This is a genomic window from Pyxidicoccus trucidator (assembly GCF_010894435.1).
In the GTDB taxonomy this organism is placed as follows: Bacteria; Myxococcota; Myxococcia; order Myxococcales; family Myxococcaceae; genus Myxococcus; species Myxococcus trucidator.
In genome coordinates this window covers 616607-638281 of sequence record NZ_JAAIXZ010000003.1, presented here as the reverse complement: position 1 = coordinate 638281, position 21675 = coordinate 616607, and the positions used below count along the sequence as shown (strand labels likewise).

The 21675-nt window shown below is 71.2% G+C and carries 17 protein-coding genes; 12 read left to right on the top strand and 5 right to left on the bottom strand.

All coding sequences use genetic code 11. The features are described 5' to 3' along the window. Positions 1-9 precede the first annotated feature (9 nt). Positions 10-594, top strand: a complete 585-nt coding sequence (locus tag G4D85_RS12610; protein ID WP_205525525.1) for a GNAT family N-acetyltransferase — start codon at positions 10-12, stop codon at positions 592-594. Here the strand turns inward: G4D85_RS12610 and G4D85_RS12605 are convergent. Then, positions 591-2678 (bottom strand): alpha/beta hydrolase family protein, encoded by a 2088-nt coding sequence (locus tag G4D85_RS12605; protein ID WP_240359227.1) that lies wholly within the window; start codon positions 2676-2678, stop codon positions 591-593. The genes G4D85_RS12610 and G4D85_RS12605 overlap by 4 nt on opposite strands. A 239-nt stretch (positions 2679-2917) precedes the next feature. Here G4D85_RS12605 and G4D85_RS12600 point away from each other — a divergent pair, with 239 nt between their 5' ends. From G4D85_RS12600 to qhpG, 5 genes are read left to right on the top strand one after another with little or no spacing between them, the layout of a single operon-like run. Next, positions 2918-4375, top strand: a complete 1458-nt coding sequence (locus G4D85_RS12600) for a ferritin-like domain-containing protein (RefSeq protein WP_164011498.1) — start codon at positions 2918-2920, stop codon at positions 4373-4375. 25 nt (positions 4376-4400) lie between these two features. After that, positions 4401-5831 (top strand): hypothetical protein, encoded by a 1431-nt coding sequence (locus tag G4D85_RS12595; RefSeq protein ID WP_164011496.1) that lies wholly within the window; start codon positions 4401-4403, stop codon positions 5829-5831. Further along, positions 5828-6694, top strand: coding sequence for a hypothetical protein (locus tag G4D85_RS12590; protein WP_164011494.1), 867 nt, complete (start codon positions 5828-5830; stop codon positions 6692-6694). Before G4D85_RS12595 ends, G4D85_RS12590 begins: the two co-directional genes overlap by 4 nt. Beyond that, the gene (locus tag G4D85_RS12585; RefSeq protein ID WP_205525524.1) at positions 6691-8103 is read left to right on the top strand and encodes a radical SAM/SPASM domain-containing protein; all 1413 of its coding nucleotides are present in this window, start codon (positions 6691-6693) and stop codon (positions 8101-8103) included. The genes G4D85_RS12590 and G4D85_RS12585 overlap by 4 nt, the downstream gene beginning before the upstream one ends. Further along, complete coding sequence (gene qhpG, locus G4D85_RS12580; RefSeq protein ID WP_164011492.1) at positions 8100-9530, top strand: flavin-dependent monooxygenase QhpG; 1431 nt, start codon at positions 8100-8102, stop codon at positions 9528-9530. Before G4D85_RS12585 ends, qhpG begins: the two co-directional genes overlap by 4 nt. Before the next feature lie 126 nt (positions 9531-9656). On the opposite strand, the gene G4D85_RS12575 is transcribed toward qhpG, so the two are convergent. Further along, positions 9657-10112: a cell wall protein gene (locus G4D85_RS12575; RefSeq protein ID WP_240359226.1), complete on the bottom strand. Its 456-nt coding sequence runs from the start codon at positions 10110-10112 to the stop codon at positions 9657-9659. Positions 10113-10686: 574 nt separating this feature from the next. Here G4D85_RS12575 and G4D85_RS12570 point away from each other — a divergent pair. Further along, positions 10687-12585, top strand: a complete 1899-nt coding sequence (locus G4D85_RS12570; protein WP_164011490.1) for an AAA family ATPase — start codon at positions 10687-10689, stop codon at positions 12583-12585. A gap of 125 nt (positions 12586-12710) precedes the next feature. Here the strand turns inward: G4D85_RS12570 and G4D85_RS12565 are convergent, their stop codons facing one another. Then, complete coding sequence (locus G4D85_RS12565) at positions 12711-13466, bottom strand: DUF1338 domain-containing protein (RefSeq protein ID WP_164011488.1); 756 nt, start codon at positions 13464-13466, stop codon at positions 12711-12713. A gap of 180 nt (positions 13467-13646) precedes the next feature. Here G4D85_RS12565 and G4D85_RS12560 point away from each other — a divergent pair, with 180 nt between their 5' ends. Beyond that, positions 13647-14378, top strand: a complete 732-nt coding sequence (locus tag G4D85_RS12560; protein ID WP_164011485.1) for an SDR family NAD(P)-dependent oxidoreductase — start codon at positions 13647-13649, stop codon at positions 14376-14378. Between the two features lie 509 nt (positions 14379-14887). Here G4D85_RS12560 and G4D85_RS12555 read toward each other — a convergent pair. After that, the gene (locus G4D85_RS12555) at positions 14888-15412 is read right to left on the bottom strand and encodes a hypothetical protein (RefSeq protein WP_164011483.1); all 525 of its coding nucleotides are present in this window, start codon (positions 15410-15412) and stop codon (positions 14888-14890) included. 165 nt (positions 15413-15577) lie between these two features. On the opposite strand from G4D85_RS12555, the gene G4D85_RS12550 reads away from it, so the two are divergent. The 4 genes from G4D85_RS12550 (at position 15578) to G4D85_RS12535 (ending at position 19691) form a co-directional block, all read left to right on the top strand. Further along, complete coding sequence (locus G4D85_RS12550; protein WP_164011481.1) at positions 15578-16078, top strand: GNAT family N-acetyltransferase; 501 nt, start codon at positions 15578-15580, stop codon at positions 16076-16078. Between the two features lie 271 nt (positions 16079-16349). Further along, positions 16350-17687 (top strand): hypothetical protein, encoded by a 1338-nt coding sequence (locus tag G4D85_RS12545; RefSeq protein WP_240359225.1) that lies wholly within the window; start codon positions 16350-16352, stop codon positions 17685-17687. A gap of 184 nt (positions 17688-17871) precedes the next feature. After that, a complete protein-coding gene (locus tag G4D85_RS12540; protein WP_338052891.1) occupies positions 17872-19224 on the top strand; it encodes a DUF2380 domain-containing protein in 1353 nt (450 codons plus the stop codon). After that, positions 19221-19691 (top strand): NUDIX hydrolase, encoded by a 471-nt coding sequence (locus G4D85_RS12535; RefSeq protein ID WP_164011477.1) that lies wholly within the window; start codon positions 19221-19223, stop codon positions 19689-19691. Before G4D85_RS12540 ends, G4D85_RS12535 begins: the two co-directional genes overlap by 4 nt. Positions 19692-19755: 64 nt before the next feature. Here the strand turns inward: G4D85_RS12535 and G4D85_RS12530 are convergent, their stop codons facing one another. Beyond that, positions 19756-21594: an SBBP repeat-containing protein gene (locus G4D85_RS12530; RefSeq protein ID WP_164011475.1), complete on the bottom strand. Its 1839-nt coding sequence runs from the start codon at positions 21592-21594 to the stop codon at positions 19756-19758. Positions 21595-21675 lie beyond the last annotated feature (81 nt).

Below are 21675 nucleotides of genomic sequence, written 5' to 3'. Positions count from 1 at the left end.
TATCGCGCCATGTCCTCCGAGACTTCGCCCCTGCTCACCACCGAGCGCCTGCACCTGGCGCTGCTCCCGCCAGACGCGGCGTGGCGGGTGCTCGCCTACCACGAGGCCAATCGCGAGCACTTCGACCCGGTGTCCCCCACCCGTCCCGCCAACTTCTTCTCGGTGACGTACTGGCGCACGCGACTCGCGCAGGACCGCGAGGACTTCCGGCACGACCTCTCCCTGCGCCTGTTCATCCTCCCCCACACCGAGTCCATCAACTCCGCGCCCATCCTCGGCAACATCTCCCTCACGAACATCCGCAGAGGCCCGGTCCAGGCCGCGGACCTGGGCTACGCCCTGGACCAGCACCACGAGGGCCGCGGACTCATGACCGAGGCCCTGCGCGCCATCTGCGACTACGCCTTCGGCCCCCTCGGCCTGCACCGCCTCCAGGCCAACCACCTGCCGGAGAACCTCAAGAGCGCCGCCGTGCTCCGGCGCCTCGGCTTCGTCGTGGAGGGCTACGCCCGCGACTTCCTCCTCATCGACGGGCGCTGGAGGGACCACGTCCTCACCGCCCTCATCGCCCCTCCGTCCCGGAGTCCCCGCTAGCGCAGCGGCGTCGCCACCTTCGCCCCGTTCAGGTGCAGCGGCGGCAGGTGCGTGTCGAACCACTCCACCGTGCGCTTCGCCCTGTCCTTCGCGTGGTCCGGCTTGCGCAGCCCGTGGCCCTCGTCCGCGTAGATGACCAGCTGCGTCTTCTGCCCCAGCGCCTTGAGCGCCTTGAAGAACTCGTAGCTCTGCGACGCCGGCACCTCCACGTCCCGCTCCCCGTGCAGCAGCAGCGTCGGCGTGCGCGCCAGCTTCACGAAGCTGATGGGCGAGCTGCGCGAGTACAGGTCCGGGTCGTCGTAAACGGACGCGCCGAAGTACGGCAGCATCCACGTGTCGATGCGATTCGTCCCGTAGTAGCTCTGCCAGTTGGAGATGCCCGCCCCCGCCACCGCCGCCCGGAAGCGCTGCGTCTGCGTCACCGCCCACATCGTCATGTAGCCGCCGTAGCTCCACCCGGTGACGCCCAGCCGCGCCGGGTCCACCGGCGCGCTCGCCAGCACCGTGTCCACGCCCGCCATGACGTCGCGCAAGTCTCCGTAGCCGAAGTCCCGCCGGTTGGCCTGCACGAAGTCCGCGCCCTGCCCGAAGCTGCCGCGCGCGTTGGGGAAGAAGACGTAGTAGCCCTGGCTCGTCAGCAGCAGCGCCTGCGGGTTGAACGAGGGCATCACCCCCGACGCCGGGCCGCCGTGAATCATCGTCACCATGGGCGCCCGCGCGCTGCCCACCGGCGCCGTGGGAGGCGCCAGCAGCCAGCCCTGCACGTCCCGCCCATCGCTCTTCCACGTCACGCTGCGCACGGGGCCCGCGGGCACCTGCGTCTCCGCGTTGTACCGCGTCACCGGCTTCCACTCCCCCACCGGCCCCACCCACACGTCCGGCGCCCGGGTGAAGGAGTCGCGCAACACCGCGCTCGTCACCCCGTCCTGTGCCAGCGACACGCCCACGACGCCGCCCGTGCTGACGCGCTCGGGGCCCTTCCACAGCACCGTCACCGCTCCCTTCACCGGGTCCACCGCCGCCAGCGCCGACTCGCCCTGCACCTGCGCGCCGAACACCAGCCGCCCCGGCGCCACCCACTCCAGGCTGGTGGCCGTGGCCTTCAGCCCGGGCGTGAGGTTGCGCGCCTTGCCGCCCGCCACCGGCACCACGGTGATGTCCCCGCCGTTGGAGCCCTGGTCGCTCATCAGCCCTTCGATGACGGCGAGGTGCTTCCCGTCGGGGCTCCACGTGGGCTCGGCGAGCTGCCACCTCGGCGTGTAGAGCAGGCGCGTGCGGCCCGACTTCGCGTCCACCGCGTGCAGCTTCGCCACCCACCAGTTGGCGTCCCCGGGCGGCGACGCGGCGGTGATGGCGAGCTGCTCGCTGTCCGGGCTCCACGCGTGCTCGTAGACGAAGAGGCCCTCCGGCGACACGAGGCGGTGGCTGCCGTCCTCCACGGAGACGACGGCCACGCGGCGCACGGGGTGGGACTCCTGCACCACGCCCGTCTCGCGGGACGCGGGGCCCGTGGGGCCCTTGGCGTGCTCGGCGCCCTCGCCCTCGATGACGAGCACCGCCACCGAGTCCCCGTCCGGTGCCCACCGGGGCGAGGAGAGGGGCCCCTTGAACGACGTCAGCTTGCGCACCGGACCGCCCGACAGGTCCGCGACGTAGAGCTGCACCTGTCCGCCCAGGCCGGCCTCGGAGAGGAACGCGAGCTTCCGCCCATCCGGGCTCCACGCGAGGGACGACTCGTTGCACGAGTGCTGTCCCATGCACACGGTGACGCGGACGGGCTTCGCCTCCGACTCGGTGAGGTCCAGCACCTGGATGAGGCTGCCCCCCGGGTTCGCTCCGGCCTGCGGCGAGCCCGACTCCACCCAGGCCACGCGCTTGCCATTCGGGGACAGGGCCACCTGCCGGAAGCGCACGGTGCGCTGGAGCGCCTCATAGACGGAGTCGAATGGAGGGCGGACCGCCTGCGCCACCGCGCCCCGCAGGGCCACGTCCGCGCGGCGCACGTCGCCCCCGGTGACGTCCTGCTGTGCGAAGACGGGCCGCGCGCCCAGCAGCACCGCGCCCAGTCCGATGATTCGCGCCACCCGCAGCATCGAGTTCCCCCAGGAGGTAGTGGAAGAGGCACCCAGCCTACAGGAGTGGGCCGCGAAGGGTATTCGCACTTCTTCACGTGACGGGGGCGTCACCCCGGGCTCTTGACTCAAAGACTTGCACACCTCCAGGGCCGGTCTGCATGTCAGGACTTGGACAACCCCGTGGGTTTGACATCCCAATTTCCGGGTGTTCTGGTTTATCCGCTGCATCCACGATGTCGGGAGGGGACATGCGTTCACGGATGAGCAGGCACCTGGAGGCGCTGCTGCCAGGCGTGCAACTGAAGACGGCGGCCGGGGCGCGAGGGACGCTGCACCAGCGGATGCAGGCCCTGCTCAGCGAAGAGCCGACGCTGCCACCCGAGTTCACCTGGCACGACTACGCCGCCCTCCTGCTCCACATCGCCGCGGAAATCGAGCACGCGCTGATGGCGCAGTACCTGTACGCCGCCTATTCGCTGGGCGGGCCCCTGGTCCCCGCGAAGCACCGGGAGCGCGTGCGGCACTGGCAGGAAGTCGTCCTCGGCATCGCCAAGGAGGAGATGGGGCACCTCATCACCGTGCAGAACGTGCTGCGGCTCATCGGCGCGCCGCTGAACCTGGACCGCGAGGACTACCCCTGGGGCAGTCAGTTCTACTCCTTCGACTTCACCCTGGAGCCGCTCACCAAGGACTCGCTGGCCCGCTACGTCTACGCGGAGATGCCGGGCGACTGGGAAGGCCCGGAGGCCGAAGAGGTCAAGAAGCGCGCGCAGCAGGGCAACCCCTCGCAGCAGCCGCTGCACCGCGTGGGCGTGCTGTACGACAGGCTGCAGAAGGTGCTCGCCAACCCCACCTGGGTGAAGGACGCGGACTTCCAGGCGGCCACCACGACGTTCCAGGCCTCGTGGGATGAGTGGGGCCGCGGCTACATGCGCGGCGCGCGCGGGCAGGCCACCGGCGCGCCCCGCCAGGCCACGCCGGACGTCATCGTCCAGCCCGTCAGCAACCGGGACGAGGCCGTCGCCGCGCTCGCCGCCGTCGGCATCCAGGGCGAGGCCCTCTTCTTCGACTCGGACGCGGACGAGAAGTCCCACTTCCGCCGCTTCCTCGACATCTACCGCGAGTACCCCGACGGCGAGTGGACGCCCACGCGGCCGGTGCCCATCAACCCGAAGACGGTGATGGACCTGAACGCCAACCGGGTGCGGGTGTCCGCGGCGAAGGGCCGGGGCGCGCCCGCCGCTCCCGTGAGCACCGTCATCACCCATCCGGAGTCCGTCATCTGGGCCCACCTGTTCAACGTGCGCTACCGGATGCTGCTGATGTACCTCACGCACGCGTACCAGCTCGCTGGCGCCACGGGACAGGGAGACACGCTCACTCCGCGCGGACTGCTCATCAACCGCACCTTCGGCGAGATGTACAACGTGCGCGCCATCTCCAACATCCTGGTGGAGCTGCCGCTGGACACGACGGGCTCGGGCGCGGTGGCCGCGCCCCCCTTCGAGATGCCCTACACGCTGGACCTGCCGAACTCGGAGGCGGACCGCTGGCGCGTGCACCGCGACCTCCTGGAGGCGTCGCTGGAGCTCGTCCACTCGCTGCACAGGGACTACCCGGGCCGTCACACCGACTACCTCCGGGCCCTGGAGGACCTGGATGGAGCGGCGCTGCAGAGCACCCTCCAGATGATTCCGAAGCCCTGAGCCGCCTCACACCGGAGGACCTGGCGTGACCATCAAGGAACTGCGAATCCTTCCCCCGCTGGCCATCGCGCGTCTCGGCGAGGCCCCGGACCCGCTGGACAACTACGAGCTGGAGCTTCCTCCCGAGGACCCGCTCGGCTTCCGGCGCCTGCGCGCCGCCCCCACCTTCCGCGTGGACCCGGAGACAGGCGCCATCTCCGAGGCCTTCCTCCCCACCGAAATCACCTTCAAGTCCGCCGAGGGCCACATCCGCCCGGTGGCGCCCTTCCTCGAGGTCTGGGCCGTCACCGACAAGGACAGCCTGGTGCCGCTCACCGTCGAGCTGCTCGCCCAGCATGGGCTGCGCCCCTCGGACGTGAAGTGGGAGGTGCGGGTGGGCAACATCAAGATGTACCGACGCACCGGAGAAGCCCGGGACAAAATCATCGCCAGCACGGGGCGCTTCTCGGACCATGACGTCCACGCGCTCGACGGGCAGTGCCGCAACTTCCGAGAGGGCAAGGTGCTGCCGCTGGGCTCGGTGCGGTACATCCGCCCCACCGACGACTTCCCGGAGATACGCCTGCGCTTCACCCCCGCGCACGGGAAGGTGTACGGCTCCAGCGAGGAGACGACAGGAGACGACGGCAAGCCCACGCACGATGACAACCTGGCGCCCGAGCGCATCCTCTATGACCCGGAGAAGGGTGACTGGCACGGCTACCAGGAGAGCTCCGGCCCCGAGCTGACGATGCCGGCGCAAATCTACGCGGGCTACTCGGCGGACAAGAAGGGCGGGTTCGACCCGAACGGCGCGTACTGGAAGAGCCGCGGGTACTTCGACGACGAGTGCGACGGGCTGGTCCACGTCCAGCTCAAGCTCAAGGGCGCCGCCGAGCCGCTCAAGGCCTTCGCGCGCATCGGCGCCGGGCCGCCGGCCTTCGCTCCGGACAGCCTGCCGATTCGCACCGTGGCGGATGACCTGGACCAGGCGCTCCACGGGCCCCAGACGCGCGAGCGCGACGCCACGCCGGAGGCAGCCGAGGACATCGTCCGCCGGGCCTTCGAGACCATCCGGCTGATGAACACCGCGGTGATGAACGGCAACACCGTGAATGGCCAGGTGGACGTGGCCAGCACCATGGTGCGGCAGGACACCGCGGACACCGGCCGCCTCTTCGAGCCCATCATGGCCCCGTCGCTGGTGGACAACCTCACCATCAAGGCCCTGCACCAGAACGTCTTCACCGCGCTGCGCGGCGGGGCGGCGCCCTGGTTCTCGGACGTGCTGCGGCGCCATGACGAGATTGGCGACCTGAGCAACAAGGGGCGCCGGAAGATGCCGGCGATGATGCGCGGCGCGGACGGACGCGCGCTGGCGCTCACCCGCCGGCAGGTGGACATCGTGAGCAAGGCCGCACGTCGGGCGCTGTTCAAGCAGGCCCGGCCCGCGAGGGACGGAGGGGACACGGAATGAAGAAGCTCGACCCGAAGAACCTGTCCGCGCAGCTTCACTACCGGGCGGCGGGCAACCCACCGGGCACCCTGCCCTCGTCCGCCATCTCCAACTGCTTCCCCGGACTGGAGTTCGACTTCCGCAACGTGTGGCGCCGCATCTTCGTCGGCATCGAGATGCACGAGGCGGACAACTACGTGATGAAGACGGACAAGGGCCTGGAGCGCCTGCTCCACCACCGGCTGCTGCGCGTGGACGGCAAGCCGCTCGTCGTGCCCGTCATGGGCCCCCAGCGTCCGGGCGCCGACCCCATCCAGCTCACCAACTCGGCCAACCCGGAGGGCGTCGCCTTCATGGAGTGGTCCAACGTCCTGGCCGAGGTGCTGCACGGCAAGGCGGGCAAGAAGGTGCGCTGCGAGTTCACCGCGGCGGAGTCTCCGCTGCCGGCCGCCATTCCCACGGACAAGAAGAAGCTCATCGCGGTGGACCTGGAGGTCCGGCACTTCTTCGCCCGGGGCGAGCAGGGGCAGCTCGCCGTCATCGCCGAGGAGCTGGCCCAGCCCGGCGAGCTGACGCAGGGGTTGTGCTCACCCTGGCAGAACGACTACCGCGAGTGCGCCTGCTACTACTGGGCCGCCAGCCGCCCGGACTACGTCGGCGTGGAGCAGGGCCCCCAGGGCACCAGCGTCGGCTTCAACTGGATGCAGAAGGAGCGCGGGCCCGAGATGCCCCGGCAGTACATCCTCGACAACCGCACGGACTCGCGGCTGGTCTCCTACGACGACCTGTTCCGCCACTGGCAGGAGTCGCTGCGCTTCCAGATTGAGGGCCAGGACAGTGACTCGGTGTTCATGCCGGAGGAGGAAGGGGAGCCCCCGGCATGAGCGGCCCGGTCGCGACGCCCGACGGAATGCCCACCCCGGAGCAGGCACGGGAGCACGCTCCGGAGCAGGCCCGGCGACTCTTCGCGGTGTCCCTGCCCCACGTGCCAGACGTGCACCTCTACCAGACGCAGGCGGGCCAGCACCTGCTGGTGGTGAACGGCAGCCGCCTGTTCGACGTGGATGCCGAGGCCTCCGAAGCACTGGACCGCGCGCGACAGGCCCACGACGGCGCGGCGGTGCGGCTGCTGCTGGACACGCTGGGCGTCTCCGAGGCTCCGTTCATCGATGACGCGCCCGTGCACGCGCCTCCAGTCCGGGCGCTGTCCCTGGCCGTGGCGCAGAAGTGCAACCTGGGCTGCACCTACTGCTACGCGCAGCAGGGGGACTTCGGCGGCCCGGCGCGCAACATGCCGCTGCAGACGGCGCTGGAGGCAGTGGACCTGCTGCTGCGCGACGCCGCCCGCGACGAGCGGGTCAACCTGTCGTTCCTCGGAGGCGAGCCCCTCTTCAACCGGGCCGTCATCCGCGCCGCGACGGAGCGAGCCGTGGAGCTGGCTCGGGAGAAGGGCGTCTCGCTGACGCTGTCGCTCACCACCAACGGCACGCTGCTGACCGACGACGACGGCGCCTTCCTGGAGGAGCACGGCTTCGCGGTGACGGTGAGCCTGGACGGCCTCCAGGAGACCCATGACCGGCTGCGCGCCTTCAAGGGAGGCCAGGGCAGCTTCGCGCGGGTGATGACGAACGTGGCGCCGCTGCTGGCCCGCCAGCGCCGGATGCAGGTCTCCGCGCGCGTCACCGTCACGCCGCGCAACCTGGAGCTGCGCCAGACGCTGGACGCCTTCGTGGAGCAGGGGTTCCACTCCGTCGGCTTCTCTCCGATGCTCAGCTCGCCCACGGGCCGTGACGAGCTGGGACACCCGGAGCTGGAGCTGATGCTCGAGCAGATGGTGGACTGCGGCCAGGAGTTCGAGCGGCGGCTCATCGCCGGGCGGCGCTACCCGTTCTCCAACATGGTCAACGCCATGCGCGAGCTGCACAAGGGCACCCACCGGCCCTACCCATGCGGCGCGGGCGCGGGCTACCTCGGCGTCTCCGCCAGCGGCGAGCTGTCCGCGTGCCACCGCTTCGTCGGTGACGAGGAGGGCGCAATGGGAGACCTCGCCACCGGCGTGGACCGCGAGCGCCAGTCGCGCTGGCTCACGGGCCGCCATGTGCACCGCCAGGAGCCGTGCCGCTCCTGCTGGGCCCGGTACCTGTGCGGCGGCGGCTGCCACCACGAGGTGATTCAGCGAGGACGCCCGGCCTGCGACTACATCCGGGGCTGGCTGCACTACTGCCTGGAGGCGTACAGCCGCCTCTCCCACGCCCGGCCCGACTACTTCGGCCTGCCACCCGTGAGCGGATGAGCGGGTTGGAGGCGTGGCAGCACACCGAGGTCTGCGTCATCGGTGGAGGGCCCGCGGGCTCCGCGCTGGCGCTGCGGCTGGCGCGCCTGGGCCATGAGGTGTGTCTCGTGGAGCGCCACGCCTTCCCCCGGCCCCAGGTGGGCGAGGCCCTGACGCCGGGCGTGTGGCCCCAGTTGGAGCTGCTCGGCGTGGCGGACGAGGTGCGGCGTGCGGGCTTCCTGCCCGCGCACGAGGCGCTGGTGCGCTGGGAGGATGGCACCGCGAGGCCCCTGCGCGAGCGCGCGGGAGCCGCCGGACTGCTGGTGGACCGGGGACGCTTCGATGCGCTGCTGCTCGCCGCGGCGGCCTCGGCTGGCGTGCGGGTGCTCCAGCCCGCCTCGGCCCGACGTCCCGAGCGGACGGCGGAGGGCTGGGAGGTCCCCCTCCTTTATATGGGGCGTGAGTCCCGCCTCCGGGCGCGGTTCCTCGCGGACGCGAGCGGGCGGAGTGGCTGCCTCGGAGCCCGAAAGGTGCCCGTCTCCGTGCCCACCCTGGCGCTCCATGGGTACTGGCGGGGCGAGCAACGTCAGGGCCCGGAGACGCGCGTGGCGGCGGGGCCGGACGCCTGGTACTGGGGCGCGCACCTGCCGGATGGCAGCTTCAGCGCCATGGCCTTCGTGGACCCGGGACTGCTGCGCGAGCGGAGCATCGGACGGCGCACGCTGGAGCCGCTCTACCGCGAGCTGCTGGAGGACTCGGGGCTGCTGGAGGCGTGGACGGCGCCCCGCCTCGTCAGCGACGTGCGCGCGCGCGATGCGACGTGCTACCGGAGCGAGGTGCCCATCTCGGAGGACTGCATCCTCGTGGGCGAGGCCAGCTTCTCCATCGACCCGCTCTCCTCCTCGGGAGTGCAGAAGGCGCTGCAGACCGCGCTGAGCGGCGCCGTGGCCGTGCACACCCTGCGCGTCCGGCCCGACCACGCCGCCGCCGCGCTGCGCTTCTACACGGAGGACCAACGTGACTCGGTGACGCGGCACGCGGCCTGGGCGGCCGGGTACTACGCGGAGCACCGGGCCCACGGCGACAGGCCCTTCTGGAAGCACCGCGCCGCGCCGACTCCCGCACCGGTGCGCCCGGAGCCTCCTCCGCTCGCGGGAGACGCGCTGCCCCACCGCCGCTGGCGGCTGACCAGCGAGGCCGTCCTCGTGGACACGCCATGCATCGTCGGAGACTTCATCGAGCTCCGCCGCGCGCTGAGCCATCCCCGGCTCGCGAGGCCCGTGGCCTGGCTGGATGGAGTCGAGCTGGCGCCCCTCGTGGAGCGGCTCGACAAGGGACTCACGCTGCCCCAGATGGCGGACACCTGGGCGCGCCAGGTGCCCTGGCGCCAGGGCGTCGCCATCCTGGGCTGGCTCTACCGGCAGGGATTGCTCAGCGAAGTCCCGTGAGCAGCGCCCGGCGAGCCTGGCCGTGCCGGTGTGCTCGGGGCGACTGCTTCCGGGCAGGGACTCCTTACCGGAGTCCCTCCGCGCGGCGCCCGGTGAATCCACCCGGGCCCGGTGCGCTCGAAGCGGCTACTTCCGCGACTTGAACTCGTTCGCCCAGCGACCGAGCGTGGAGGCAATCTGCTGGTGCTCGTCCTGCTTCGGCTCGATGCGGGCTCCGGCCTTCGCGTCGGCGCCCTTGCGCACCGTGGGCGTGACGGAAGCAGGCGCGTCGGACTTCTTGCGCACCCACATGCGGGGCTCGCTCACGCGGGGCTCGACGCTCGGACGCGCGGCGGCCTCCGGGGCGGGGCTCGCGGCACGCCGGCCCTCACCCCGGCGCTTGCGGGGCGGGATGACGTTCGGGACGCTGTGCGGCGACGCGCCTTCCACCCACTGCGGATGGAGCCGCCCGGCGGCAATCATCTGGAGCCGCTGCACGCCGTGGGCCTTGCAGAAGCCAGACTCGCCGCGAGGCAGCAGGCAGCCGATGACCGCACAGGCCTCCGGCTCCGGCGTGGAGACCACGGCAGCCAGGGCACGCACGGGAGAGGCAGCACTCCGGATGCCTCCCGACATTCCGCTCGCGACGCGGAGCATGCGGTTCATCAGCTCGGAGAGAGGTCCTCCCAGCTCGGTTCGGAGCGCTGCGCGAAAGGCGCTCTCGACGGACGACAGCGTGACCGGGGCGGCCACCTCGCGGGAGGCACGCGGCTTGGAGGGAGACGAAGGACGTGGGGAGCGGGAACGTCGGGCTCTTGGCATCAGGAATGGGCCGTCTTGGGCGGGGGAGGTGCTCTCTACCCCAGCATTGTCCCGGACGCGACCTCCAGCTGAAACCTGCTCGCCAGGGGGCCGGGTGGCGGAGTGCTCCGGGCAACTCCGGAAATGTTCACGGGCAGGGCCGAACACCCCTGCCGACCCTGCCCGTGCTCCCCCCAGTCACCGATATGTCCCCCATGTCGGCGCGACCCCAGGTGAGGACGCCGCGCCGCCACGGCTTCCATGTCACCCACCGTCTCAGGTCGGGCGTGACTGGAAGGTGACAGCCAACCGGGGGAGGGGGCTGCCTCTGTCATTTCCCTCCAGGTAATCTGGAATTGGACACGCAGGGGGTTGCTTGGACATCGCGTTGCTGGGAACGCCCAGGCTGGTGGGTGGCCTGGAGGCTCCGAAGTACCTGGAGCGGAAGACGGCGGCGCTGCTGGCCTACCTCGCCCTGGAAGGCGCCACGGCGCGTTGGCGCCTGGCCGGGCTCCTGTGGCCGGAGTCCTCCGAGGCCACCGCGCGCAACAACCTGCGCCAGCTGCTCCGCCGCCTGCGCGAGCTGGCCGGCACCCCCTGCGTACAGGGCCGGGAGCCGCTGATGCTGGAGGCGGGGCTGTCCATGGACGTCGCCCTCCTGGTGGTGGCGCACGAGACGGGGGACCGCGAGCGCGTGGCGGCCTTCACCGGCGAGCTGCTGGAAGGCCACGCGTATGACGACTGCTCGGCCCTGGACGACTGGCTGCGGATGTGGCGCCTGCGGCTGCGGCGGATGCGCTTCGAGGCGCTCGACACCCAGGTGCGGCGCCACGAGCAGGGGGCCGGGCAGCTCACCGTGGCGCTGGAGATGGCCCGGCGCCTGGTGGACCTGGAGCCCACCTCCGAGGAGGCGCACCAGCACGTCATGCGCCTGCTGCACCGCCTGGGAGACCGGGGCGCCGCGCTGGCCGCGTGGCAGCAGTGCCGGGAGGTGCTGCGGCGCGAGCTGGACGTGGAGCCCTCCGAGTCCACGCGGCAGCTCGCTCGCGACATCGAACGCCACGAGGCCGGGCACCGGCTGCCGGCGCGTCCAGGCAAGCGCGCCGTGCCGCTGTCGGTGCTCCACCCGCCGCTGCTCGTCGGCCGCGAGAGGGAGTGGGAGCAGTTGGAGGATGCGTGGGCGTCGCGCCGCAACATCTTCGTGGAGGGCGACGCGGGCATCGGCAAGTCGCGGCTGCTCAGCGACTTCGCGCGCAGCAAGGGGCGCTGGGTGCTGCTGGCCGCCCGGCCGGGAGACCTCCACCTCCCCTTCGCCACCCACATCCGCAGCCTGAGGGCGCTGCTGGCGCGGAAGCCCCAGGTGCACCTGGAGCCCTGGGCGCGGCGCGAGCTGTCGCGGCTGATGCCGGAGCTGGAGCCGCACGCCCGCCTGGGCCCGGCGCGCACGGAGGAGAAGCCGCGCCTCCACGCCGCGGTGTTCGCCCTGCTGCGCGAGACGGCAGCGGACCTGGACAGCATCTTCTTCGACGACGCGCACTACATCGACCCGGACAGCGCCGAGCTGGGCATGCACGTGCAGACGCACTTCATGGAGGAGACGGCGCGGGGCCGCTTCCCCCTCGTCCTCCACGCGCACCGTCCCTTCGAGAACGACTTGAGCTGGAGGCGGGACATCATCGACAGCGGCGTCTCCGCGGGCGTGCTGGTGCGCATCCCCCTGAGCTGGCTGACTCCGCCCGCCGTGCGGGACATGCTGCACAGCATGGGCGTCCCCGGGCTGGAGGGCGTGGCGGAGAAGGTGGGCACCTACGCCGGAGGCAGTCCGCTCTTCATCGTGGAGACGGTGCGCCACCTGCTGGAGTCCCACGCCTTCGAGGGCCGCTTCCCCGAGTCGATGCCTCCGCCCGAGCGGGTGCGCTCCATCATCGAGCACCGGCTCGGAAGGCTGTCGCCCGCGGCGCTCCGGCTCGCGCGCGTCTTCGCCGTGGCGCAGACGGACTTCAGCGCGGAGCTGGCGGCGGCCGTGCTGGAGGTGCCCGTGGACGAGCTGCACGAGCCCTGGCGGCAGCTCGAGGACGCCCACGTGGTGCGCGGGCGCTGGTTCACCCACGACGTGGTGGGCGAGGTGCTGCTGGCCTCCATGCCCGAGCCCATCCGCGCCTCGCTCCAGGAGCGCATCGCCCGGAGCCGCGAGGAGGCCGGGAATCCCGCCCTGGCCCGTGCGCGCGCCCGGAGCCGGCCGACTCCGGCGCGCTCCTCCGCGCTGCTCGACTGACACGAGGAACCCCCAGCTCGAACCCCAGCGCCAGCAACCCGACGGTGACGGCGTCCATCTTCCCCCTCGGAGAACGGTGTGGCGCGAGCCTGGACGGACGCTCCGAATCTCGCACGGCCTCCGGCTCACCCGCCCCGCTTCGTCATGTCGAAGAGCGCGCGCGCCTGCGGCCCGAGGAAGCCGTCGAAGTCCGGCGAGCGCTGGGCAATCTCGAAGTACGCGTAGGGCCACGTGCGCGTGCCGCCGCCCTTGAGCGTCAACGGCAGCGGCGCGGCGTGGGTGGCCGTCTGCCGCAGCGACGTGCCGGCGGCGCCCTCGATGTCGGACTTCATGGGCACGCCCGCCTCGCGCATGCGCCGCTGCCACACCTCCACGTCGTCCACCGAGCCGGTGAAGTGGTTCACCTTGCGGCCGAAGGCGAGCAGCCACGCGCCGTACTGCGACTCCTTCTCCAGCTCCAGCAGCGCGGCCTCGTCCGGCGGAGGCGGCGGGGAGAACCACGCGGCGAGCGCGTCCACGTCCTCGGGCGGAGGCGGGTCCTCGGGCAGCGCGGCGAGCAGCTCGCGGGCTCGCGGGGACAGCTCCTCCTGCTTCAGCTCGGAGATGAAGACGCGCGGCAGCCCGGCCGGATGGGACATGTAGATGGCGGACAGGCGCGCGTCCGGGAAGGTGTACGCGCCCGCGGCCTTCCAGCCGAGCCGCTCGAAGGGCCGCGAGAAGAGGGCGATGCCCCCACCGGGCCGCGCCAGCGAGCGCAGCGCGACGTGGTCATTGCGGAAGCTGCCTCCGGAGAGCTGGACGAAGGTGCGCGCGTAGGGCACCTCGGCGGCGTAGCGCTCCCAGAGCAAATCGAGGAGACGGGTGGCGTGGGCGGTCGTCATGGCGCGGCAATGTAGCGCCGCGCCCGGGGAACTTCCGCCCCGCCGTCGCACCGTGGGCCGAGTGACGGGGCTCCACGTCCGGGTGCGTCGCACCCACCCTTCCGTCGCACCGTTGGCCTGGAGACGCGGGCCCTCCCACCGGCTGGCCTCGCGCCCGCGAGGGGGTTAACCCGGACGGCCATGGGAACGACTGCGAAGTCGGCCACGAAGGTGGCCGCGGTGGTGGGAGCAGGTCCAGGGCTGGGCGCGGCACTCGCCTGGCGCTTCGCCCGCGAGGGCTACACCGTGGGCCTCTTCGCCCGGAGCGAGGACTCGCTGCGCAAGGTACAGCAGATGGTGCACGAGGCCGGCGGCAGCGCGAGCCTCTACCCCACTGACGCCACCGACGCGGGCGCGGTGAGCGAGTCCTTCGCCCGCCTGCGCGAGGAGCACGGCGCCCCGGACGTCTGCATCTACAACGCCGGCCTCTTCCGCATGGCCGGCTTCCTGGAGACGTCTCCCGAGGACTTCGACACCTCGTGGCGCATCAACTGCCTGGGCGGCGTGCTGTGCGCGCGCGCGGTGCTGCCGGCCATGGTGGAGCGGGGACGCGGCACGCTGCTCTTCACCGGGGCCACCGCGTCGCTGCGCGGCGGCCCGCGCTCGGCGGCCTTCGCCACGGGCAAGTTCGGCCTCCGCGCCCTGGCGCAGTCGCTGGCGCGCGAGTTCGGCCCGCGCGGCATCCACGTGGCCCACGTCGTCATCGACGGCGTCATCGACACCACCCGCACCCACGCGCGAGGCGCCCTGCGGCAGCCGGCGGAGCTGCTGTCGCCGGACGCCCTCGCGGAGACGTACTGGCAGCTGCACCGGCAGGACCCGTCGGCCTGGACGCAGGAGTTGGACGTGCGGCCCGCACCCGAGAAGTTCTAGCGAGCGCTGGCGGGGAAAAAAGAGCGGCGGCGCGCGGCTCCGGGTCCTTGGAGGGGACTTCTACTGCCGGAAACGCGCGCCGCCGTGCAGCGCGGAGGCTGCTAGAGACTCGCCTTGGAGTTTCGAGTCTCTACACCCATGGTATGCATTGACTTCTTTCCCGCCACCAGCCCTACACGCCCGAAAGCGAGCGCCGGAATAGGGTGAGGCGGAGGAAAACGCCAGGGTGAGGCAAGCGCCTTCATCAACAGCGCATTGCGCCATCCTGAAGCAGAGCTAATTGACACGTCCGTCACGGTAAGTTTACGCCATGCATGTGCAACGGGCCGTCGGCCAGGTCCGCGTAACTCCTGGGTTTTGAGAGAGTGAACGCGGAGGTGGGGACAGGCCCCCAGGCCCGCCCCACCTCCTGCCCTCGCGAAATCCCACACCGGACCTCGCGCGGGTGAGAAGGGAACGGGCCTCGCGGCGAATCTTCCCGCGCGCCCGGCCGACTCCGCGCGTCACCGTCAGTGCAGGTGCTCGGGCAGCATGGGCAGGCCGTGGAAGAAGCGGCGGCCGCTCTCGAAGCGGCGGTGGAAGCAGACGCGGTCCTCCAGGTAGAGGCGGGCCATGTCCTCCTCGCCGTAGGCGCGGAAGAAGGTGGCGCGGGCCTCGTCGCACGCGGCCTCGTACACCGCGCACAGGGCCTCCCACTCCTCCGGCGGCGTCTCCTCGCCGTCGTGCCAGACGCCATCGCCCACGCCGTACTCGTGCTCCATCTGGTCCAGCTCACGGGCGAGCCGCCGCACGCGGGGGTCCTCGGCGATGGCCTCGTCCGCCATGGCGGTGAGGATGTGGGCCACCAGGAAGAAGCCCGCGTCGGGCGGCACCACGCCCTCCTCGCGCGCGGCGCGGAAGGCCACCAGCAGCTGCGCGTCCATGGCGTCGTCGCCCAGCTCCATCAGCCGCGTGGCCAGCCCCCGCCACCGGGCCTCCGTCTCGCGGGCCTCCTGGAGGGCCAGCGTCAGCTCCGAGTCTCCCGTCTTCTTCATGGCTTGCTCCTGAATGAAAATCCGCCCCAGGCTCCCATCCAGGTCTGACGTTTGGGCGGTGATTGCCGGGACGTCGGAGCTGGCGGGTGCTGGCGCCATCCGTTGGCTGGAGGACGCGAAGGGCCCGGCACGTGCGCGGGTGGACGCGTGGTTGCCCCGCGGTCCATGCTCCGCGCCACCTTGCCCGTCTCACTGCGCCCCGCCACCGCCTCGGACGAGGCGTTCCTGTTCACCCTGTATGCCAGCACGCGCGAGGGTGAGGTGGCCATGTGGGGCTGGGCCCCGGCGCAGCGGGACGCCTTCCTGCGCATGCAGTGGATGGCGCAGGGACGTGACTGGTCCATGCGGTACGCCGGGGCGGACCACCAGGTGGTGCTGGTGGGCGGCGCGCCCGCGGGCAGGCTGCTGGTGGCGCGCGGCCCCGCGGAGTGGCGTCTCGTGGACATCGCCCTGCTGCCGTCGCACCGGCGCGCGGGCGTGGGCACGAAGCTGCTGCGCGAGCTGCGGGGCGAGGCGGAGAAGGCGGGCGTGCCGCTGCGCCTGCGCGTGCTGCGCGACAACCCGGCGCGCGCGCTGTACGAGCGGCTCGGCTTCCGGCCGGAGTCGGGCACGGACGCCGACCCGTACCTGGCCATGGAGTGGGTGCCGGGGCCGCGCGGGGGCTGAGCTCCCCGGGCCCGGGCTTCGAGTAGACACGGCATGCGTCTGAAGCACGAACGGCCCGCGAGCTGATTGCTCGCCGTCCTCGAATGACGTGCCGACAGAGCCCGGTGACGCCCCGCGCCGCCGCACGATGCACAAGCACCGACAGCCTGACGCACCGGCTGCGCGCATTTCCCACTCAACGCGGCTGACTCACCCCTGGCCCGGCGCCCGTGTCGGACCGGATGGGTACTGCCGTGTCCAGTCCCCAAAGAGGCAATCCCAGGAGGCGTGCATGTGGCGGATTCGCGGTCGCGTGGTGTTGCTGCTGCTGTGGCCCTTGACGGGAAGCGCCACGGAGCCGACCGCCCCCGAGGAGGCCGCTCCCTTCGCGATGCCCTTGGCGCGCAGGTGGCACTCCCTGACGCGCGTAGAGGCGGCTACGTGGGCCCTGCTGCCGCGTGCAGGCGTAGGCACGGAAGAGGGCTTCGCGCAGGTGGAGCCCACGGTCATCCTCGACGGCGGCCCGGAGTTCGGCGTCAATGTGGGCGCCCCGGTGCGGCTGCGACTGTGGGGTGGCGGTGAAGGCGCGGGCCTCGTGAGGCGGGAGGACTGGGACAGCCTCTCCGATTGGGGACAGCTCGTGCGCGGCCTCAAGCTGGGCTCGGAGTACTCGCCGCTGGCTGTGTGGTTCGGCGCGCTGGAGAACTACACCCTCCTGTCCGGCCATCTCGTGCGGCGCTACTCCAGCCGCGCCAATCCCGACTACCACCCGGCAGGAGGCATCCTCACCGGCACGGTCGGGCCGCTCTATACACACGCCTTCGCCTCGGACGTGCTGGGCGCGCGTCTCATGGGCGCGGAGCTCGCCCTGGACATGCAGCACGTCCTCTTCGGCAAGCCGCGCGAGCCGGGCCGCTACACGCTGGCGCTGTCCGCCGTGCATGACTGGGGCCGGGCCGGCGGACGCGCGCCCTCGGTGACACTGGCGCACCTGGACGCGACGGCCGTGGTGAGGGTGCGTCCGACGTATGAGGCGCACGTGATTGCTGGCTGGGGTGGAAGGCCCGGGGAGGGCGGCGCGTGGGGCGCGGTCGTGGGCGGCGGCCTCGATGCACTGACCTCCACGCTGGACCTGAAGCTGCGGCTGGAGGGGCGGCGACAGCACGGCGGCTTCCGGCAGGGCTTCTTCGGCCCGGACTACGAGCTGGCGCGCTTCCGGGCGGCGGGCCCTGACGGCGGGGCGCTGGCGGAAGCCCCGTTCCCCTCTGGCTACTCCGTCCATGGCGAGCTGAAGGTGGGCTGGGATGCCGTCAACTACGGAGGGCTGCAACGGCACCTGATGCTGACGGTGGGCGCGGAAGCCTTCTCCTGGGGACGCTTTGACGTGGACGGGCGCGTCGCGGTGCAGCTCCTGGAGCGCAGCCTTGAAGTCGCGGTGAAGGGGCTGGGCATGGGCATGGGACAGCCAGGCGCGCGCTACCTCGGCGCGGCGGAAGTGCGGTGGCGATTCCTCAAGGGGAAGCTCTACGCCATGGGCACGGGCGGAACACTCCTCTTCCCCGAAGCGGAAGGGACGCTGCGGCCGGGGGCCTTCGCTTCGGTGGGCCTGGGGGTGGACAATGCGCGCTGACGCCCTGCTGCTGTGCGTGGCCGTACTTTCCACTGGCTGCGCTTCGTTGCCGCGAGCACCGCACCGAAGCGCAAGCCTGAGCGACATGCAGCGCGGTGCCACGAGCCCCACGTTGACGCAACGGCCGAGCGAGGAGCCTCCGCGCGCCCCGGTTTCCCCTTCGCGGGTCGTGGCGGGGCCTGAAGTGCAGGAGCGACGGCTGCACCGTCGTGTGGAGCCACGGGACGACGCGACGGGGGCGGTCTCGGGCGGCGGAGCGGCGGACGCCGCTGCCGCGAGTGCCTCACAGGTGCGGGACTCGGTACTCGAAGCGGTGGATGACGTGAAGGGCTCCACGGACAACGTCGCCAGCGCACTCTCGAAGCTGGCCGGCCGTCCACCCACGAGCCTGGGCAACCGGGGCCTGACCGGGGTCAACGGCGTGTTCATCCGCTATCTGGACTTCGGCTCCAAGCAACTGCCCTGGTTGCACAGCGCGCTCGGAAGAACGACGGAGCTGGTGGCGGTTGCCGAGGAAGTCGGCGATGGAGGCATGGAGCTGGGCATCCTCCGCATGACGGGCCCGCGCCTCCAGGGGGCCATGTTCGGCGCCATGCTGCTGGCCGCATGGCTCGACTTCCTCACCCTCGCCGATGTCGTGCTCCGCGAGTGCCCCGCCTACAGCGTCGAGAAGCTGGTCAGGGACATGCACCGTGTGCAGGGGCTGATTGAGCCCACCCTTGCGGCGCTCGCGTCAGGAGACCCCGAGCAGGTCGAGGCCGCAGCTCTGGCCATGCCTGAGTTGATGGGGCAACTCTCCGGCGAATTCAGCTCCATCCGCGATGGCGCACGCACGTCCATGGAGAACTTCGGGAAGACCCTGGCGGTGATGCAGTTCGTGGACATGCTCACCATGGTTTCGGCGCTGAAGATGTCGCTGCCTCGCTTGCCGCCCGCCGCTCCGGCCACCGTCGGCGTGAGTCTCGTCATGACTTCGGGCGGCGTCATGGCGGGGTCGCAGGTGGTCGTCTCCGCCGAGTGGGTGGAAATGATTCGGCGCCTCGTGCAAGCGGGCGTCATCTCCATTCCCGCAGTGAGCGCCGCAGTCCGCATTCACGGCGGGCAGGTGATGATGGCGCAGACGAACGGCGAGCTGCCGAAGGGCTTACGCGACGCGCTGGGCGACAGTCCCGAGGTTCGCGGCATGAAGGTGACAGACAGAGCCGGCGCGGGCATGTCCGAGGCGCCGAAGCACCACGTCCTGCCGGACGAGCACCGCGCATGGTTCGAGAAACGCGGCTTTACCGGCGAGATGAGCATCGACCAATTCTGCGTCCGTTTGGAGCAGGCGCACCATCAGGCGATTCACGGAGGTGGCAACTGGCGCCTGGGTCGCACATGGCCCAAGGAATGGAACCAGATGATCATGAGCATATTGCGCGACGCTGAGACAGCAGCTGGCCGGATGCTGACGAGGGACGCGATCCTGAAGCTCATCGCAAGAGAGATGAAGCGCTATAACATCCCAGTGAACTTCACCCCCGGGAGGCGGCGATGAGCGAGGGAAGTTCCTGGCGGGGCAACTGGCCGGTCCGCCTATATGAGCGAGTCCGCGAGCGTGGTTACGACTCGCTCACCGCGTTTGCCGAGGCGCATCCTACTCTCCCGCTGACCGAGTTGGCCGCGGAGCTTGGCAAGGACGGCTTCAGCGCGGTGCAGGTGTTCAGCGGGCTGGTTGATGAGGCGGAAAGGAGCCATCAGGTCACACGCTTGACGCGCGGACAGCTCGTGCGGGAACTGTCCGAGAGTTTCCCCAACGGTTGGCCGGCCGCGCTGGACGACGACGCTCGTCTAGAGGCCGCCATGACGCTCGCCTCTTGGATAGGCTTCACACCAGAGACTCACAAGGAGCGCGCTAGAAAGGTCACCGCAACGCTCCTTGCCAATCCGCCTCCGTCCGGCTGGCGCCCGCTCGGTCCCGACGACGAGCTTCTCCGGACGCTCCTCCCCGACGAGGAGGCCTGACTGGCAACGGCGACCCGCGAGCTGATTGCTCGCGGGCCTCCCCTTCATGAGACGGGCGGTCCGGCTACGGCTGGGCCAGCTTCTTCACGAAGGCGTCGTCCGTGCCGAGCTGCGGGTGGCCGTCGAAGGCGCCCCTCACCCGGCCGGCGACGTAGAGCATCCCCGCCGAGTCCACGCCGATGCCCGCTCCCTCCGTCTGGCTCCCGACTCCGGCGGACTGGCCCTGGGGCAACTGCTGGAGCGCGAGCCGGGTGCCCGCGGTGTCATAGCGGGCCACGAAGGGCCGGGGGGCCGGGGTGAGGGGCTGGGGAGGCGGAAGCGTCAGGTCCGCGTAGGCGCTCCCGGTGAGGTGGATACCCTGGGAGTTGATGGCGAGCGCGGTGCCCACGAGCGAGTGCCCGGCGCCAAAGGCCCGGAGCCATTGCCGGACGCCCGAGGCGTCGTACTTGACCAGGATGGCGCAGAGCCCCGTGTCCGTCGAGACGCCATCGATGGTGCAGGCGGAGCTCCCCGTCAGGTAGACGTTCCCCGCGGCATCGACCCCCACCGCGCTGCCGGTGGTGCGCCCCCCTGCCACGCCCAACTGCCGCGTCCACTGCTTCACGCCCGCCGGGCTGAACCTGGTGAGGAACGCATCCTCCGTGCCGGTCAGCACGTTCCCGTCCAGGCCGCCGTTCGTGTAGCCGGTGAGGTAGATGTTGCCCGAGCCGTCCACGGCGGTCCGTGCCCCGTACGTGTGCTTGTTGGCCACGCCGACGAGCCGCGTCCACTGCCTGCTGCCGGAGGCGCCGTACCTGACGAGGAAGGCGCTGTTGAAGCCGAGCAGCGGGACTCCATCCAGCGCGCCATCGGTATCACCCGAGACATGGACGTTGTTCGAGGCGTCCACCGCCACGCCGTAACCCCGGGTCGTCTTGCCGGCCACGCCGAGCTGCCGCGTCCACTGCCACGTGCCTCCCACGGAGTACTTCGCCAGGAAGACGTCCTGCGAGCCCGCCTGCGTGTTGCCGTGCAGCCCGCCGCCCGTGAGGCCCGTCACGTAGAGGTCCAGCTCCGAGGGAGACTTCGCGATGGAGAAGGCCGCCGAGACCTTTCCGGCCACGCCGAACTGCTGGGACCAGAGCAGCGCGCCGTTCGTGTCGTAGCCCGCGAGCAGCACGTCCATGTTGCCGTTCTTCACGCCCGCCACGGCCCCGTTCGTCATCCCCGCGGCGAAGCTGTAGCCCAGCGAGTGGACCGCGACATCGCTGTTCAGGGAGAGCGCCCCCGAGACGCCCCGCGTGCGCGTCCAGCGGAGCTGCTCGCAGCCGAGCAGCTCCAGCCTTCCCAGGGAGATGACCTCCACGCCGGTGCGCGAGTCGTTGTCGTCCGTCACGCTGAGCCGGTACTTCCGGTACGCGCCCGGCGAGGCCACGACGTACTCGCGCCGCTCGTAGCCCGGCCAGCCCACCTCGTTCGTGCGCGTGTCCAGCACCACCCAGGCGCTGCCGTTCCACCCCTCGAACGTGAAGTTCTTCGGCGCCCGGGTGGTGATGCTGCCGTTGGTATAGGTGAGCGCATAGCGGGTGATGGTGCGCGGGGCGTCGGCCCACTCGTAGGCCAGCCACGCGGGCGTCTGCTTCTCGGCCGATATCCACATGCTGCTGGTGCCGTCGAAGGCCTGCCACGCCTCGTAGGAGCTGCTGAAGACGCCCGAGCGCGTGACGACGCCGCCTGGCGCCGTGTTGCTCGTCATCACCGGCACCTGGTTCACCTCGCAGCCGAGGGCCTGAGGGCGGGTGGCGCTCTCTTCGAGGAACGGCGCGCTGCTGGCGGGGAGCTCCTCCCCCTGACATCCCGGAGCGGCCAGCAACACCAGCGCGCTCGCCAGGACGGTGCTTCGAATCGACTTCAGGCTGTCCACGGTGCCTCCTCGGCTTCCCGTGCGAAAGGCACGGAGGTGGCGCCTTGATACCGATGCGCTTCCGTGAGCCCGGAAGGAATG